Here is a 15,085-nt window from a genome sequence, read left to right as displayed (position 1 = left end):
CGACCAGGTACGACAAGCTCGCCGTACGCTACGAGGCCACCGTCCAGATCGCCATCATCAACGACTGGCTGACCTGCTTATGAAACACGCCCTAGTCGTTCGCGTCTGGGAGCGCGGCTTGTGCGGGGCGGCTGAGGTTGAGCGCGGTGAAGCCGATGAGGTCGATCAGGCAGTTGGCAGCGGTTCGGCCCGAGTCGGTGGGGCCGGTGGACAGGAACGCCGCGAGGAGATCGGCGGGTCTGCAGCATGCGATCTGGTCGGGGGTGTGTCCGCCGTCGGAGACCTGGATGCGAGCAGGGTTGCTTCGGAGGAACGCGTCCATCTGGGTGAGGAGTTGTGCGAGCGCGGCTCGCTCGCCGGGATGCAGGTCGGTCTGCGGGGTGCAGGACGAGGTCGGGATGTTGGATGGCGTCGTCATGCCGGTCAACCGGCGGCGGCGACGTCCTCAAAATCGGCCGCTCCACCGCCTACGCAGCACTCTCGCGACGCTGACCAGCACCCGTCCCATCCCGCATCCCTTTTCCGCTCGTTGGCGCCCCCAGCAAGATCGTTCTCGTCGATAACGGCGGGGCGCCTCCCCCAGTACGTAGTAACCCCCGGAGCAGGCGGACGCCGAGTCCGCCGTGCTCCAGGCGACGGACGCCGCCGACCTCACCCGACCTCGAGGCCAAAGATCGGAAGCGAGCTGCGTCGGTACCGGAACGTACGCCAACGCCTCCGAGCATGCCTCGTACCGTGCCCCATCCCGGCCTGCAGGAATGCGCTTACCGTACGAAACGGTTCCGTTGCAGGTCCACCCCCGACTGTTCTGCAACTCATCTGAAAGCGACAATTAAGGAGTATTCCGTACAAATGATGCGAAACCGCACACCACCTGCCTATCTGTCTGCCGGGTAGCAAACAAACCCTTTCCGGCAAACAGCCGCAGACCAACACATGATCGGGAACCCCATATGTTCGCATCCGAGAACCACATCGCCACCGGCAACTGGCGCAGGCTCACTGCCGCCGCCATGCTCGCCCTCGCGCTGGCGTCCGGCGCCATGGCCGCCACTTCAGGCAACGCCGACGCCGCCGTCGCCAAGCCCAGGCTCGATGCCACCATCGTCGCGACAACTACTGGGGCGCCCCACGCCGCCTCTGGCATCGCGCCAAACTTCGCATCCGCAAGTGGCAAGTGCCGGAAGAAGAAGAAAAACACCTGCAATGCGAACAAGCGCGCCAGGGCCATTGCCGGCGAATTCGGAAAGAAGCTAAAAAAGCTGGACATCGATAAGCTGCATAAGAGGAGCAACGAGCCCGTGTGCGACAAGTGCCGCACGGGGAACACGGGGAATGGGGGTGGCCGCAACATCAACAATATTGACCTCGACATGGACCGGAACGGCCCGGAGCCTAAGCATTCACGCCCAGAGGATATCGGTGTTCGCGGTCATGCGGGCTGACGGAGTTCTCGGATGTTGGGACGGCCAGATGAGTCGTTGTAGGTCACAGGTTGATCGCGTACGGCGTGGCGCGCGCGAGGTCTTCCCCCAGGTCCCGCAGCACCTCGCCAATGCGGGCCACGCCTTCGAAAGCCGCCCGAGTATCAGCACTCGCCGCCGTCATGGCGACCGCCTCGGCATAGGCAAGGGCCAGCGCCTCAAGTGCGCTCTCCAGGCCCCCGGCGGACCCGCCCGCTCGGCTACCGTCATGACTTGCAACCTTTCGCTGTCGAACGGGGGGACATGTGCGGACATGTGCCTTGTACCCACGCCAGACCTGCGTGATGCTGAAACGACGTCTCGCTGGTGACGAGGGTGAATCATGTCCATGCCACGCGAGAAGGGGCGTTAGGACTAATTAGTAGGCCGTGTTCAAAAGGGGTTTTGAAGGTTTGCGGCGTGGCGGTGATCGATAAACGACGAGGCCTCCGGTAGTTGGTTCAACGACCAAGAAGAGCCAAGTACCGGAGGCCTCGTGGCCAGCGTAGAGGTGACGAGGCGGCACGACCTGACCGACGGGCAATGGGCAGCGCTGGAGCCGCTGTTACCCGCCACCTCGGGCCGCGGTCGTCCGCCGAAATGGAGCAAGCGGCAGTTGATCGATGGGATCCGGTGGCGGATCCGGTCCGGCGCGCCGTGGCGAGACGTCCCCGAGCTGTACGCGCCCTGGTCAACCGTGTATGGCCGGTTTCGCCGCTGGCAGCGTGATGGCACCTGGGCGAAGATCTTGGCCGCGTTGCAAGCACGTGCGGACGCCGCGGGGAAGATCGACTGGACGGTGAGCGTGGACTCCACGATCAGCCGCGCCCACCAGCACGCCGCCGGCGCACGCCGGGACGGCCACCTGCAGAAGGAGCCGCCCGGCGGGGTGCACAACGAACCGGCCGACCACGCGTTGGGCCGCTCACGCGGTGGGTTGACCACCAAGACGCACCTGGCCTGCGGCGAGCGATCAAGGCTTGCATCCCGAGCAAGGCCGACCAGGATGCTCACCAGCGTGCCAAGGGGTCCAAGGGCGGACGACCTCCAGCCTTCGATCCCGGCCTCTACCGTCAGCGTCATGCTGTGGAATGCGGCATCAACCAACTCAAACGCAATCGTGGCATGGCCACCCGGTACGACAAGCTCGCCGTCCGCTTCGAGGCCACACTCACGATTGCCGCGATCAACGAGTGGCTCCGCGCCTTATGAAACACGGCCAGGCCGTACCAGATGGGCCCTACAGACCTTCAGGCAATGGATGACCGCAGGCGAGGCCTGACGCCCGCCTAACGGGTCGTCATGCCCCCGCGGTCCACGCTGGTCAACCACCCGGCGACTCGAACCACGTGCTGCTGGTGCACGCGCTCGCGTGGCGGTCCCACGCCGGGGCAGCGGTTCTGCAAGTTATCTGAAAGCGACAAACAAGGCGTGACGAGTACAAAGGAGGCGAAATCGCACACCGCCTATCTGCCTCTGGGCATTAAATCCTTCCCAGAATGCAGGCGCGGCATCCAATACATGACGAGGAACCCCATACATGTCCGCATCCGAGAACCACATCCCGACCGGCAACTGGCGCAGGCTCACTGCCGCCACCATGCTTGCCCTCGCGCTGGCGTCTGGCGCCATGGCCGCCACCACTGGCACCGCCGATGCCGCCGTCGCCAAGCCCATGCTCGCCAAGTCCACCATCGTCGCGACACCTGCTGGGGCGCCCCACACCGACGCCAACATCGCGCCAAGTGCGTCCGTTCAGTGCAAAAAGCGCGCCTGCCGGGAGAGGCAACGCGAGAGGCTCCAGCGCAAACTCCGCAAGCAACAGGGCAAGGTGATAAAGCGTCTCCGCCCGCTCGAGAACCCTTATGGGAATAACCACAAGGGGTTGCCGGACGAGCCTCTGCCGGAGGGGGTTCACGGTCCCCAGCGTCCGGACCCGGACTTTGGGCCGATGCACTAAGCGTTCCGCGAGGTGTGGCTTGGCGTGGAGTTCGTTCCAATGCTGCCCGCCAGCCCCACAACCAGGAGAAGCGCCCGCCCTCCCGAAGGAGAGCGGGCGCTTGGCACGTTTCCGGGCCACAGCCGCATTCCGTGGCCCGCGCGGGGCCTCCCAGCCCGGCGGAACGTGGACTTCGTCGACTACATCGGGTAGGGCTTGCGCGTGGCAGCTCGGGAGTCGGTCGCGAAGCCGGCGGTCGTCGGGTCGCCGGTAGTGCCGGCCACGACGGACACCAGCAGGGCCGCCACTGCGGCCATGCCCGCCATCGAGCCGATCGTCGGCCAGGCCACATCGAACAGGCCGATCGCGCCGGTGCCGATCGTGGCCAGCGCCGCGCTTGCCGCGTTGCCGACCGCGCGCTCGGCGGCGTCCATCCAGAACAGTCCGGTCAAGAGTCTCCTTGCATGTTGATCTCCTCATGTGAGGTGGGGAAGAGGAAGCCGCCAGCCACGAAGAGGACTCGCTGTCAGGCCGTACGCCAGACCGCGTAAGGCCTGCGCTGCGAAGATCAACCGGGCGGCACTCGCGCGGGCTCCCTGCCGAGCATGGCGGCGGAACTCATACAGCCCATCAAACAGCGGGCCGGTCAGATCCAGGACTCGGTCGTTGCCGCAGATCATCGACAGGCCGCGCAGGGCGACATCGAGACCGGGCGCCTCGGGCGCGTCAAAGCGCTCATCGTCGATGTCGGCCTCATGCTCGATCTCGGCCAGCTCCACATTCGATCTTGTCCGTTACTGAGGACTTTCGGACACGAAGATCGCCATCACCCGGCGTCACCCACCAGGCCATCCGCCTCGAAACAACGGTCAGAGGCGAGCTGCGGCGATACCGGAACGTTACGGTAACGGCCCCACGCGGACCGCGTCCAGCACCCGTGTCGACCTGCGGGAAGGCGCTTACCGCACGAAACGGTTCCGTTGCAGGTCCACCCCCGGAGCAGGACCGCTCGCGACCTACTTGTGTTTCCGGAAGCTGATTCAAGGGCCTGCGAGATCTCTGGAGTCGTGTTTCCGGAAGTCACTCCGGCATTCTACTTCCGGAATTGAGCAATTCCGGAAGCTATGCAGGCATCGGTGATGCCCCCGGCTGCCCGTGTTTGACCTCAACCGCAGTTGAGATTGCAGGATGGGCGATCGGGGACCTGCCCTGCATCCGACCTTAAGGAGCATGTGCGTGAGCACGGATACCGGTTTCTATTCGATCATTTGACTTACACCGTCGATGGCTCTGACACGCAGCGTGAGCTTGTGGAGGCTCGCGGAGATCCAGGAGCGGTGGGCGCGCTTCTATCCCGGCTACCGCTCAGCCCGGTTCCACGTGAGCACCGACGGCACCCGCGTGTACAACATCGTGCACTGGGCGAGCGAGGCGGATTACCGCACCTTCGTGGAGACCTCGGACACCGACGGCCGGATGGCCGCCATCAGCAAGGCGCTGCAAGGCCTGTCCGGCAAGGCCGAACCGCGCATGACCGGGATCCCCACCTACACCGTCGCCCGAGCCGGTCCCGGGCCACAGCGCCTCGACTCCTGATCGCCGAAACCCCGCTCAGTGCGCGCCTTCGCCCTGCCCCTTGCACGGCGCGACGCGAGGTGAGGCGAACACCTGTGACCCAACAGCGACGATCACTGATCAAGGACGTACATGACGCTGGAGATATTCGCCGATGTGCTGTGCCCGTGGTGCTACATCGGCAAAAGACGCCTAACGGCGGCGTTGGCGAACCTCGCCGGCCGCGACGGCGTGGAGATCGCCTGGCGCAGCTACGAGCTCGCGCCGGGGGAAGGCCGGATTCCCGGCCCGACCGCCGCGGAGGCCATGACCGGATGGTGGGGCGAGCAGGCGCCTGCCCGGATCGCCCGGATCCGGTCGCTGGGCGCGGCGGACGGCCTGGAGCTGAACCTGCATCTGGCCCGGCCGGTGAACACCTTCGACGCGCACCGGCTGATCAAGCTGGCCGCCGACCGTGGCCGGGCCGACCAGATGGTGGAACTGCTGCTGCACGCCTACCACACCGAAGGGCTCAACGTGGCCGACCCGCAGGTCCTGCGGCGCCTGGGCGGCGAGGCCGGGCTGGAGGCCGATGAGGTACGCGCCGTCCTGGCCGGCGACGACTACGCCGAACAGGTGCGAGCCGACCGGCTTCGCGCGGCCCAGCTCGGCGTCACCGGCGTGCCCAGCCTGGTGATCGGCGGCCGGCCGCCGGTTTCCGGGGTCCAGCCCGTCGCCGACCTGCACCGGCTGCTGGAGCACGCCCTGACCGGCTCACGCGGCGTTCCGGCCACACCTGACCGCGTCGGCTGACGCCCATCCGGTCACCTCTCTGCGACACGACTTCTCTGGAAGGAATCACACCCGCGATGGACATCGGTATCGGGTTGCCCGGTCATGGACCCTGGAGGGACGGCAGGACCCTGGTGGAGTGGGCACGCCGCGCGGAGGCGCGAGGTTTCTCCACCCTCAGCGTCAGCGATCGCCTGGCCTGGTCGACGCCGGAGCCGCTGATCACTCTGGCTGCCGCAGCAGGTGCCACCTCGCGCATCCGGCTCCTGACCAGCGTGCTCCTCGCACCCTTGCGCGCCAACCATGCGCTGTTCGCCAAGACCGTCACCACACTGGATCAGCTCGCCGGTCCCGGCCGCCTGCAGCTGGGGCTCGCGCCGGGCGCCCGAGAAGACGACTTCGTCCTCAGCGAGGTCGACTACAGCACCAGAGGGAAGCAGTTCGACCAACTCCTGGATCGGCTCGCGGTGGCCTCGGCACCCGGTGACCCCGTCGGCCCGCAGCCGGCCACACCCGGCGGTCCGCCCCTGTTGTTCGGCGGCAACTCAAAGGCGACCCTGCGCCGCATAGCCTCCCGCGGGACGGGATGGATCGCCGGAGACGCGACCGTCCAGGACGTGCAGGACTTCGCTCCCCACATCCGGCAGGCGTGGGCCGAAGCCGGCAGGGCAGGGTCACCGCGGCTGGTGGCATCGGTGATGTATGCGCTCGGACCTGATGCCGAGGCTGCGATCTCTGATGCCATCGGCTCCTACTACGCCTTCGCCGGCGACGAGTACGCGCAGTACGGCATCTCCCTCGCCTACACCGCACCGGAGCAGATCGCCGCCGCGATCGCCGACTTCGATCGGATCGGCTGCGATGAACTGATCTTCATGGGCAATGATCCCGATCCCGGGCAGGTGGACCTCCTGGCCGACGTGATCGGTCTGTAGCAAGGGTCGAGACGGCGAGGTGGCCGGCTCCCATGCCGTCCACCTCGGCGCCGACGACATCCAGGCGCTCACCCACGAGGAACTCCAGGCGCGCATCGAGGGGGCGATTGCGCAGCGGCCCAGGGGAGTAGAGATGGCGTGGCCCAGCGGGAGGATAGTCGGGCCACACCATCCGATGATGGCTGGACACCGCCGCTTTTCGTGGCTGTGGTGACCTCGGCAAGGTCGCCGGGGCGGGTCTCGAATTTAGGCAGTGCCCTCCACTCACCGTGAGAGCTGGGTCAGTTCAGATCTTCGGTGATCGTCCAGCCGCGGCTGCCGCCGATCTTGGCGAGCTGCCGGCGCAGCACCGCGATCCGCTCACGCGCGTCCGGCCCAGCGATCCCGATCGTGATGCGCTCATCGGTCGCGTGATAGCTGGTCCGCCGATCGCCTGCCGCGACCCGGCGTTGATGGCGGCTCGCAGCCGGGCCACTTTTCGTGGATCACCTGGCCCGCCGAACCCTTCGATCGTCACGGACGAGAACAGCGGTGCGAGACGCAGGCCGTCCTGTCGCTTGACAGCGTCCAACTCTTCCTGATCGGCACTCAGATCCTTCAGGATCCTGTCCCGGTCGACCGAGCTGATCGGCCTGCGACCGAGCCAGTCAGGCCAGCCGTCCGGCCGAGTCGGCACCACCCGCGCCGGCTCGAACGGTGGCTGCGCAGCCGCCTCACCGGCCCGGTCCTCAGCATCGGCGGCCCCGCTGTCGCTCAACCAGTCTCCTCGTGCCACGCCCGCGCGATAGCTCGTGATCTTCTCCCGATCGTACCGATCGTTTCCAGGCTGATGACCTACAGATAGGACAGGCGTGTCGCATCGTGGGCGCCCCCATCCACCCACGCCCCTTCGCTACTCTGCCTGACCTGCGGCGGAGGCTTATCGTTCAATTCCGGCCGGATAGTCCCAAGACCCCTGATCCGCGATTCGGCTCACAAGGGCCGGCCGCCCTCTGCGCACGCGGCACGCCTCCGCGGTTATGCACGGGAGCGACAACACCGCCGCGCCGCTCACCACCGATCGCCGACCAGCGGAATCTCCCGTCGCCACCCATTCAAGATCGACTCACGGCAGGCTTTCCGTGGCTGGCTCCGAGCACGGGCGACCTGTATCCGACGGCGCAGTCGTGCCGGTGTGCTCGGTGGCGGAGCGGCCCTGCAAACGCGGTCAGGCGCCCTCGCCCGCAGAACGCGCACGAAGCTCCGCCACCACCGCCCGCTCCCGCAACTGGGCCGCCTCAGTACGCACGACCTCCAACTCGGCGCGAAGGTCGGTCAACCGTGCCTGCTCCAACAGCAGCTCCATGCGTAGCCGGTCCCGCTCCTCAGACAGCGCCCCATCCTGCCGAGCGGCCTCCACGGCTCGATCCCGCTCCTGCTCGGCCGCCCTCACCGCCAGGTCGCGCTCCTTCTCGACCGCGAGGATCCGTGCCTCCGCCTCGGCCGCCGAACGGGCCTGGACATCACCGGCCTCCACGGCTCTCGTCTCGGCGGCCTCGGCCCGTTCAACGGCGCGGTCGCGTTCGCTGTCCGCCCGTTTCACCGCGCGATCGTGCTCGGCTCTGACCCGCTCCGCCACCCTGTCCCGCTCGGCCTCCGCCGCGGCCGCCCGCGCCTGCGCTGCCGCCAGCTCCCTTTCGGCCCGCTCACGCGCCTCCGAGGCCTGCGCCGCATCGGCGCGTGCGGCGCCGATCGCCTGCTCGGCCTCCTCTTTCGCCTGCCGTACGGCGAGCTCGGCCCGATCCGCCCTCTCCTGCGCCTTGCCGACCTGAGCCTTGGCCTCCTCGCGCGCCCTCTTGACCTCGGACTTCGCCTCCGCTCGCGCCTTGCCGACCGCTTCCCGCGCATCCATCTGTGTCTGTACGGCGTGCGCCCTGGCCTCCTCCACCAGCGCCTCGGCCGCCTCGATCCGTTCGGCCAGCTCCCTGACCGCCTGATCGCGCGCCCGCTCGGCATCCCCCGCACGGCGTTCCGCCGCCTCCGCCGCCTGCTTGGCCACCCGTTCGGTCGTGGCCGCCTCCCGCAACGCCGCCAACGCCTGCTCGCGCGCCGTCTCCGCATCGCTCAACGCGGTGTCCCGCTCGGCCTGCGCCTCCTCCGCCATCTGGCGCATCTCCGCCGTCTGCTTGCGCGCGTGCTCGGCGGCCTCACGGGCCAGCCGTACCTGCTCGAACGCCTGCTCCCGCTCGGTCCGCGCGATGGCCACCCTCGTGTGCGCCTCGGCCTGCACCGCGCTCAGCTTGGCCTCCACGCCCGCCGGACTGAGCTCCTCGGCCAGCGCCCGCGCCAGCGGCTCGATCGCCGCCGCCAGCCCTGTCTCCATGCGTTCGTACAGCTGCTCGGCCCTGGCCAGCGCGCCTTCGAGCCCGGGGGTCGCCCTGCGAAGCTCGCGTTCCCGCTTGGCCGCTGCCTGGCAGTCGGTGCCTGTGCAGTACGCCCGGGGACGGCCCCTGCCCTTGCGCTGCTCGATCGGCGCCCCACAGTGCGCACACGGGGTCACGACTGTCATCTCCGCTGTCACGATGCGGATCCTAGCATTCATGATTTTCCAGAAATTAGAAGTCAGAAAGTCGGATCCGTTGCGTCATCGAGCCGTATCGAAACTTGCGAGAAGTGCAGTTCCCGCAGCAATGAGTCTCGGGCACGGAAGGACCCCTTGATCGCTGCTGCGAACTGCCACGAAGCGTTCTGCTGTGCGACTGGTCACGGGTGCCAGTGACTTGGTCACGAGATGTCAGTGGCGCGATCCGTACCGAGCGCTCACGGATCTGGCCCTCCGCTCCCGAACGTGTCCCCAGCCGCTGACGTCCTCACGGTGTCGTAGCTGTTCCGGCTCTGCCCCGACCTGGTCGACATCCACAACGTGCGCGACTGGTGCCAGGCCCGCGGCGTCGCCCTGCGCGTCCTGTCCGGACCCTGTCGAACTTCCACGACCTCGCCGGCAACGACGCCACCACGGCACAGCTCATCAACGTGATCACAGCAGTCGGGCAGTCTCAACGCGACCTGCAGAACGAACTCACCGCCGAAGGGATCGCCGCCGCCGAAGCTGAAGGGCGCTATCGAGGACGACCGCCCGCGCTGGACGGCGACCAGCACGAAGAAGCGAGGACGGCCTTCCAAGAAGACGGCGCCTCAATCGCGGCCCTGGCCCGCGTCCACGGAGTGAGATGGGCCGCCGTGCGGACCGCGTTGACCGGCCTGCTACCCGACCAGCCCAGCCCGATCGACTGGGTCTTCCGCCCATTCAAGGGTCCGCGCCGTCAGCCAAAATCGCTATGGCCGCTTTCCGACGTATCTCGGTCGTCCCCCTATATGAAACGCGCGGACGCCTGCGCCGATCCACCCCGCGGTGCTCTTCCGCCGTCTTCCGGTCGTCACTCGGAGGCTAACCCTCCTCGCAGGCCGACTCTGGCGCCAGAGCACCACGGCAGATGCTGCTTCCAGCCTTCCGATGGTCAGTCGCTACTGGCCGTTCCGATCCTTCTCGCGCCTTTTCGGTTGCTCAGCGCGAAATCAGTTGGCGGGCTTGCCGAACCAGCGGGAGAGGTGGTCGTCCAGGTCCTGCTGATCGTCGCCGATCCAGGCGACGTGGCTGTCGGGGCGTAGCAGGACGCACGGGACATCCAGTTCCGCAGTGGGATCCGCGAGGTAATCGACCCGGTCTGACCATCCGCCGACGGTCAGGCGTTCGGTGCGGTCCAGCAGCAGGCCGCGGCCGCGATGCAGCAGACCGTAGAGGTGGCTCTGGTTCACGTCGATGTCGTGCAGGCGGCGGCCGAGCAGGTCGGGGCCTTCGCCGAAGTCGTAGCGGATGCCGATCGCGGTGATCTTCTCGATCAGATAGCGGTTCACCTCGTCGAAGTCCATCAGTTCGGTGAGCAGCCTGCGCACGGCCTGCGGGCCCGGTTCGGTGGACAGCAGTTCCATCTGGGCGCGGGTGTTGTCCAGCACGTCCTCGGCGACCGGATGACGTTCGGCCTGGTAGGTGTCCAGCAGTGTTTCCGGCGCCCAGCCGCGGATCTGTGCGGCCAGTTTCCAGCCGAGGTTGAACGCGTCCTGAACGCCCAGGTTGAGGCCCTGTCCGCCGATGGGTGGATGGATGTGCGCCGCATCGCCGGCCAGCAGCACCCGCCCGACGCGATAACGCTCGGCCAGCCGGGTGGCATCCCCGAAGCGGGACAACCAGCGCGGGGAGTGCACGCCGAAATCGGTTCCGGCGATGGTGCGCAACTGTTGTTTGAAATCTTCGAGGGTGGGCGGTTCCGCGCGGTCGCTGACTCCCGCGGCGGGGACTACGACGCTATAGACCCCTTCGCCGAAGGGCCGGAGCCAGAATCGCTGATGGGTCTCGCGGAATTCGGTCACCTTGGCGGCGATCTCCTCCTGCGGCACGCCCACTTTCATCTCGCCCATGAGCGTGTCGGTCCGAGAGGGCTCGCCGGGGAAGCCGACGCCGAGCAGTTTGCGCACCGTACTGCGCGCGCCGTCACAGCCGATGAGGTAGCGCGAACGCAGTTGTTCCCCGTCGGCCAGTTCGACGGTCACACCCTCGTCGTCCTGCTCGAAACCGGCGACCGCGCAACCGCGCCGGACCTGCGCACCCAGTTCGATCGCATGTTCCTCGAGCAGACGTTCGATGACCGGCTGCGGGATACCCAGCAGATAGGCGTACGCGGAATCCAGGCCCTTGGGCGCGGGTTTGGGGATGGCGGCGAAGAAGCCGCCGGCCGGACGCTGTCTTCCATGCTGGAGAATGCGATCCAGCAGTCCGCGCATCGCCATCAGCTCGAGACTGCGAATATGCAGACCGACTATGCGGACGAACGACGCGGGCTCGGTTTCCTTCTCCAGAACGAGTACCCGCACATCGTGCAGCCGCAGTTCGGCGGCCAGCATCGCACCGGTCGGCCCGCATCCGGCAATGATCACATCGAAGATGAGGGGCGCGCGATCGGCGCCGGAGGCCGGCGACCAGAGAACTCCGGGGACGTCGCCCACGGTGGAGTCACGCTCGACCCTGTCGTTCGACGGCGGCTCGGCGGTGACCTGCTGAGAGTGCATAGGTGTTGCCTTTCGGGAGGCCTTGTTGGCGAGGCGCTCCCGGCGACACCTACGTCAATCGCCCGACCGTGACGGGAAGGGGGAGCACCCACATCGATACAGCGTTCATGGGTCTCACCTCCTCGGGCGGTGTCACGATCAACTGCAAGCTACAAGCCCGAGCATCATCCCGTCCAATCCTTTCCCGGCCACGTGATCACGTCTCCAAACGGCCCGTGCGGTTGCAGGGCCAATCCGGCGTGGCGGCCCGGCTGGTCACGGTCGACGATCCCGGCTGCCCCCGAGGCGGACCGGATCTCGGAAGGCGCTGCCCTGATGAAGTTCGCTCGTGGCCACTACGCGAACTGGTCGTAGGCGAGCTTGACGACCAGCGCGATGACGACGCACAGCAAGCCGCCGAGCACATCATCCCGCCCGCCCGGACGCGATGATCGAGCGAACAGGACGACGGCGGCCTGGCCGAACTGGCCTGGCCCTGATGGTCAGGCTTCGAGGCCTCGGTCGAGGCGGAGGTTGGCGCTGGACCAGAACAGCGGCGACAGGCCCCGCTTGTCGGCGTCGGTCAGCTTCTGCTATCAGGCGGGGTCGGTGAGGACGGACTGGACGAGCAGAGTGTTGATGAACACCAGCGCGGTCTGCAGCAGGTGCAGGCTGAGCATGGAGACTTCCTGGTGCTCCTTGTCGCTGCCGGGGATGGTGCCGGCGCTGCCGTAGAACAGGTCGGTGTTGGCGGAGTTCCAGTTCTCCACGACCTGCAGGCCCTCGTGGATCTCCCGGCGCAGCCCCTGGGAGGCGACGTACTCGGCGACGAAGATGCTCTTGACCGCCTTGCCGAGTTCCTCGATGACCTTGTAGGCCCGGAACTCCCGAAGCTACGACGAGCCGCAAAGTAGCAGCCTAGCCACAGGTCAGCGGGGTCAAGGCTGATGATCGCGGGCTGAGGTTTCGTCGTGTTCGCGGAGCATCCTGAGGACGGTGGCCGGCGACGGGCGTTGGCCCTTCTTCTTGCCCTTGGTGATGACGAGTTGGGCAGCGATGTCGCGCAGACTGAGGTTCTGGTCGCGCAGGTGCAGGGCCATGGAGAGCATGGCCGGGTCGGTGACGGCGGCTCCGCCGATGTTCTTGCCGCGGGCGCGGGCGGATTCGTGGCCTTCGAGCGTGCGGTCGCGGATGTATTCGCGTTCCATCCCGGACAGGGCGGCGAGCACGGTGAACACCACCCCCGAGGGGTCGTGTGAGCCATGGAGCTCGCCGGTGCGGAATTCCAGGCCGATGTCGTCGGCTCGGAGTTGCTCGGCGAGGGCGGCCAGGTCGATACCGCGGCCGAGCCTCTTGTGCTCGTGGACGACGAGGGTGACCGCCACGCCTGAGGCGCGCATGTCCCGGGCGAGGGTGGCGGCCTTGTCGAGTTCGGGGCGTTGCTTGGCGCGGGTGGAGATCTTCTCGTGGAAGATCCGGGTGACCCCGGCGGCCTTCAGCGAGTCGATTTGGGTGTTCAGCGACTGGCGGACGGTGGACGCGCGGGCGTACCCGATCCGCACGTGCCCGACCGGCGTGGCGCCGACGGCGGGCGGGGCAGTTCAATCCAGACGGACCCTGGTTTGCGGGCGGGCGGGGTCGACACGTTGAGGGTCTTGGCCAGAGCGGGGACAAGCCGGAACCGGGCGGTGTGGTACTGGGCGGCCACCCGCCCCTTGCCGGTACGGCACGGCGATCCAGCCGGGGCCGCGCATGACGACATCGGGCAGTCGTGGGCCTCCACGCGGAGGAAGTCGTCACTCACCCCAGAATCGTTTCATCTGCTGTTGCAAACGTCCCATGGTATGCACCGCCCGGCATCCGAGGAGGACGAGTGCAGAAATTAGCGCTGGCGATCTTCTGATGATCTGAGGCCCCGCAGGGCTTGCATCCGGTACCCAGGTACAGGTTTACGGTCGGTTCATGACACAGCACATCGCCCTGGAGGCGGGATGGGTCCCGCCGTCGTGCACCCTGCCGAGCGCCGAGCGGCCGCTGCGAGTGGCGGAGTTCGACGCCTTGTTCGCCGACGCCGTCCAGCGGGTCGAGCGGCCCGGCCGTGAGCGCCTGCTGCTGGAGTTCGCCTTCACCTCCGGGAACGCCGCCCGCGCCGCCGAGCTGGCTACGCGGGAGAACGGCTGCTGCTCCTTCTTCACCTTCACCCTCACCATCGCCGGCGGTGGCCTGGCCCTGGAGGTGACGGTTCCCGCCGAGCACGCCGACGTCCTGGACGCGCTGCAGGCGCGCGCGAGCACCGCCGCCAGTGCCGCGTCCGAGAACGCGGGTACGGCGGTTATCTTGGGTGACTCTCTGCGGTTAGGTATCCGGGGGCAGTAAGGCATGTTGGTCATGCCTGGTGCACTCGCGCAGCCGTACCGAGCTGAACGGGCCGAGACCGCCGACGGGACGATGTGGTGGGTCGTGGTCGACGAGGGCTTCGCCCTGCAGATCGAGGCGTCGGCGTATCTGGCGGGATTACGGGCGGCGGGCCGGGCGCTCAACACCGAGAAGACCTACTCGGGCCGGATCGCGCTCTACCTGTCGTACTGCCAGGGCCACGGCGTCGACTGGTCGAACCCGGGACTGGCGCAGTTGATGGCGATGATGCGCTGGCTGGTGGACGAGCCGTTGCCGTCGCTTTCACGCAGGCCTGGAGCGCAGGCCCGGTATCGCAGCGAGGCGACCGCGAACGCGATCATGGGGACGGTCGGCGAGTTCCTGTCGTGGTGCTGCCTGCAGGGCTGGGTGCCGGCCAAGGGCGGCCCGGGCGAGTCCGTCAAGACCGTCGACATCGACGACCGGGTGGAGATATGCGTGCGCAAGCCCAGCCGCATCCGCGTGGCCGACACCTTCTGCGACCGCCGGAAGCCCCGGCACGCCTGGTACTACATCCCCTTCGACGGGGCCATCCCGAGCATCGGCGGCCAGGCCGAGGGCGGTTCCTTCCGCTTCTCCACGGAGTACGCCACGACTTACCGCGCCCGCCGCAAGGGCGGCCAGGCGAAGGACGCCGCCTTGGACTACACGCCCGAGGACATGGAAGACGAGGAGCCGGAGGACGAGGAGGAGACGACCACGGACGACCCCTTCGGCACGACCACCACCAAGCGCCCCTGCACCACCGTCCGCATAGGCAAGAGGACCGACCGCCGCTGCCGTTGACCGGCCTGTGAGCGGACAGGGAGTTCTGGCTCTGTCTCACTCCATGGGGTCGGGTCGTCATCGGTGACGCTCAGTTGTGGAGGATCATGGTCCGGAGGAGGTCGAGGTTGGCGCGGCCG

14 protein-coding genes and 2 pseudogenes are annotated in these 15,085 nt (G+C 67.5%); 8 read left to right on the top strand and 8 right to left on the bottom strand.

What is annotated here, in order from left to right; all coding sequences use genetic code 11:
• Positions 1-91: 91 nt before the first annotated feature.
• On the bottom strand, positions 92-418 hold the full coding sequence (locus ACFXJ8_RS43225) for a hypothetical protein (protein WP_379651284.1): 327 nt from the start codon (positions 416-418) through the stop codon (positions 92-94).
• 535 nt (positions 419-953) lie between these two features.
• Here ACFXJ8_RS43225 and ACFXJ8_RS43220 point away from each other — a divergent pair.
• From ACFXJ8_RS43220 to ACFXJ8_RS43210, 3 genes and pseudogenes are all read left to right on the top strand, one after another.
• Entirely contained in the window at positions 954-1,445 is a 492-nt protein-coding gene (locus ACFXJ8_RS43220; RefSeq protein WP_379651282.1) for a hypothetical protein, read from the top strand.
• A gap of 529 nt (positions 1,446-1,974) precedes the next feature.
• Positions 1,975-2,675: pseudogene (locus tag ACFXJ8_RS43215) on the top strand (IS5 family transposase).
• 328 nt (positions 2,676-3,003) lie between these two features.
• Complete coding sequence (locus tag ACFXJ8_RS43210; protein ID WP_379651280.1) at positions 3,004-3,423, top strand: hypothetical protein; 420 nt, start codon at positions 3,004-3,006, stop codon at positions 3,421-3,423.
• Positions 3,424-3,602: 179 nt separating this feature from the next.
• On the opposite strand, the gene ACFXJ8_RS43205 is transcribed toward ACFXJ8_RS43210, so the two are convergent.
• Together ACFXJ8_RS43205 and ACFXJ8_RS43200 are read right to left on the bottom strand one after the other, a co-directional pair.
• Positions 3,603-3,854 (bottom strand): holin, encoded by a 252-nt coding sequence (locus ACFXJ8_RS43205; RefSeq protein ID WP_379651278.1) that lies wholly within the window; start codon positions 3,852-3,854, stop codon positions 3,603-3,605.
• 24 nt (positions 3,855-3,878) lie between these two features.
• Complete coding sequence (locus ACFXJ8_RS43200; RefSeq protein ID WP_379651276.1) at positions 3,879-4,181, bottom strand: chromate resistance protein ChrB domain-containing protein; 303 nt, start codon at positions 4,179-4,181, stop codon at positions 3,879-3,881.
• 523 nt (positions 4,182-4,704) lie between these two features.
• On the opposite strand from ACFXJ8_RS43200, the gene ACFXJ8_RS43195 reads away from it, so the two are divergent.
• The 3 genes from ACFXJ8_RS43195 to ACFXJ8_RS43185 all read left to right on the top strand — a co-directional run bounded on the left by ACFXJ8_RS43195 (position 4,705) and on the right by ACFXJ8_RS43185 (position 6,683).
• Positions 4,705-4,998, top strand: coding sequence for an antibiotic biosynthesis monooxygenase (locus tag ACFXJ8_RS43195; protein ID WP_379651274.1), 294 nt, complete (start codon positions 4,705-4,707; stop codon positions 4,996-4,998).
• A gap of 111 nt (positions 4,999-5,109) precedes the next feature.
• Positions 5,110-5,769 carry a DsbA family oxidoreductase gene (locus tag ACFXJ8_RS43190; RefSeq protein WP_379651273.1) on the top strand — a complete coding sequence of 220 codons (660 nt, stop codon included), beginning with the start codon at positions 5,110-5,112 and terminating at the stop codon, positions 5,767-5,769.
• A 56-nt stretch (positions 5,770-5,825) separates the two neighbouring features.
• Positions 5,826-6,683, top strand: coding sequence for an LLM class flavin-dependent oxidoreductase (locus ACFXJ8_RS43185; protein WP_379651271.1), 858 nt, complete (start codon positions 5,826-5,828; stop codon positions 6,681-6,683).
• Between the two features lie 286 nt (positions 6,684-6,969).
• Here the strand turns inward: ACFXJ8_RS43185 and ACFXJ8_RS43180 are convergent, their stop codons facing one another.
• The 5 genes and pseudogenes from ACFXJ8_RS43180 to ACFXJ8_RS43160 all read right to left on the bottom strand — a co-directional run bounded on the left by ACFXJ8_RS43180 (position 6,970) and on the right by ACFXJ8_RS43160 (position 13,327).
• Positions 6,970-7,440, bottom strand: coding sequence for a hypothetical protein (locus tag ACFXJ8_RS43180; RefSeq protein ID WP_379651269.1), 471 nt, complete (start codon positions 7,438-7,440; stop codon positions 6,970-6,972).
• Positions 7,441-7,890: 450 nt separating this feature from the next.
• Positions 7,891-9,243, bottom strand: coding sequence for a hypothetical protein (locus tag ACFXJ8_RS43175; protein WP_379651267.1), 1,353 nt, complete (start codon positions 9,241-9,243; stop codon positions 7,891-7,893).
• Positions 9,244-10,238: 995 nt separating this feature from the next.
• Positions 10,239-11,663 (bottom strand): rifampin monooxygenase, encoded by a 1,425-nt coding sequence (gene rox, locus ACFXJ8_RS43170; protein WP_379651285.1) that lies wholly within the window; start codon positions 11,661-11,663, stop codon positions 10,239-10,241.
• A gap of 698 nt (positions 11,664-12,361) precedes the next feature.
• A pseudogene (locus tag ACFXJ8_RS43165) lies at positions 12,362-12,634 on the bottom strand (Tn3 family transposase); the annotation flags it as partial.
• Between the two features lie 69 nt (positions 12,635-12,703).
• Positions 12,704-13,327 carry a recombinase family protein gene (locus tag ACFXJ8_RS43160; RefSeq protein ID WP_379651265.1) on the bottom strand — a complete coding sequence of 208 codons (624 nt, stop codon included), beginning with the start codon at positions 13,325-13,327 and terminating at the stop codon, positions 12,704-12,706.
• A gap of 400 nt (positions 13,328-13,727) precedes the next feature.
• Between ACFXJ8_RS43160 and ACFXJ8_RS43155 the strand changes: the two genes are divergently transcribed.
• Both ACFXJ8_RS43155 and ACFXJ8_RS43150 read left to right on the top strand, forming a co-directional pair.
• Positions 13,728-14,141 (top strand): hypothetical protein, encoded by a 414-nt coding sequence (locus ACFXJ8_RS43155; protein ID WP_379651263.1) that lies wholly within the window; start codon positions 13,728-13,730, stop codon positions 14,139-14,141.
• Between the two features lie 12 nt (positions 14,142-14,153).
• Complete coding sequence (locus ACFXJ8_RS43150; RefSeq protein ID WP_379651261.1) at positions 14,154-14,966, top strand: hypothetical protein; 813 nt, start codon at positions 14,154-14,156, stop codon at positions 14,964-14,966.
• Positions 14,967-15,085: the final 119 nt, after the last annotated feature.

This window comes from Nonomuraea sp. NPDC059194 (genome assembly GCF_042754765.1).
Taxonomy (GTDB): Bacteria; Actinomycetota; Actinomycetes; order Streptosporangiales; family Streptosporangiaceae; genus Nonomuraea.
The sequence above is the reverse complement of the archived record's forward strand: the minus strand, read 5'-3'. Positions and strand labels throughout refer to the sequence as shown.

What these genes read in the sequence shown, in the direction of transcription:
- ACFXJ8_RS43210 (WP_379651280.1), top strand. Translation starts at nt 3,004, where the DNA reads ATGTCCGCATCCGAGAACCACATCCCGACCGGCAACTGGCGCAGGCTC.
- ACFXJ8_RS43220 (WP_379651282.1), top strand. Translation starts at nt 954, where the DNA reads ATGTTCGCATCCGAGAACCACATCGCCACCGGCAACTGGCGCAGGCTC.
- ACFXJ8_RS43225 (WP_379651284.1), bottom strand. Translation starts at nt 418, where the DNA reads ATGACGACGCCATCCAACATCCCGACCTCGTCCTGCACCCCGCAGACC.
- ACFXJ8_RS43155 (WP_379651263.1), top strand. Translation starts at nt 13,728, where the DNA reads ATGACACAGCACATCGCCCTGGAGGCGGGATGGGTCCCGCCGTCGTGC.
- ACFXJ8_RS43150 (WP_379651261.1), top strand. Translation starts at nt 14,154, where the DNA reads ATGCCTGGTGCACTCGCGCAGCCGTACCGAGCTGAACGGGCCGAGACC.
- ACFXJ8_RS43185 (WP_379651271.1), top strand. Translation starts at nt 5,826, where the DNA reads ATGGACATCGGTATCGGGTTGCCCGGTCATGGACCCTGGAGGGACGGC.
- ACFXJ8_RS43190 (WP_379651273.1), top strand. Translation starts at nt 5,110, where the DNA reads ATGACGCTGGAGATATTCGCCGATGTGCTGTGCCCGTGGTGCTACATC.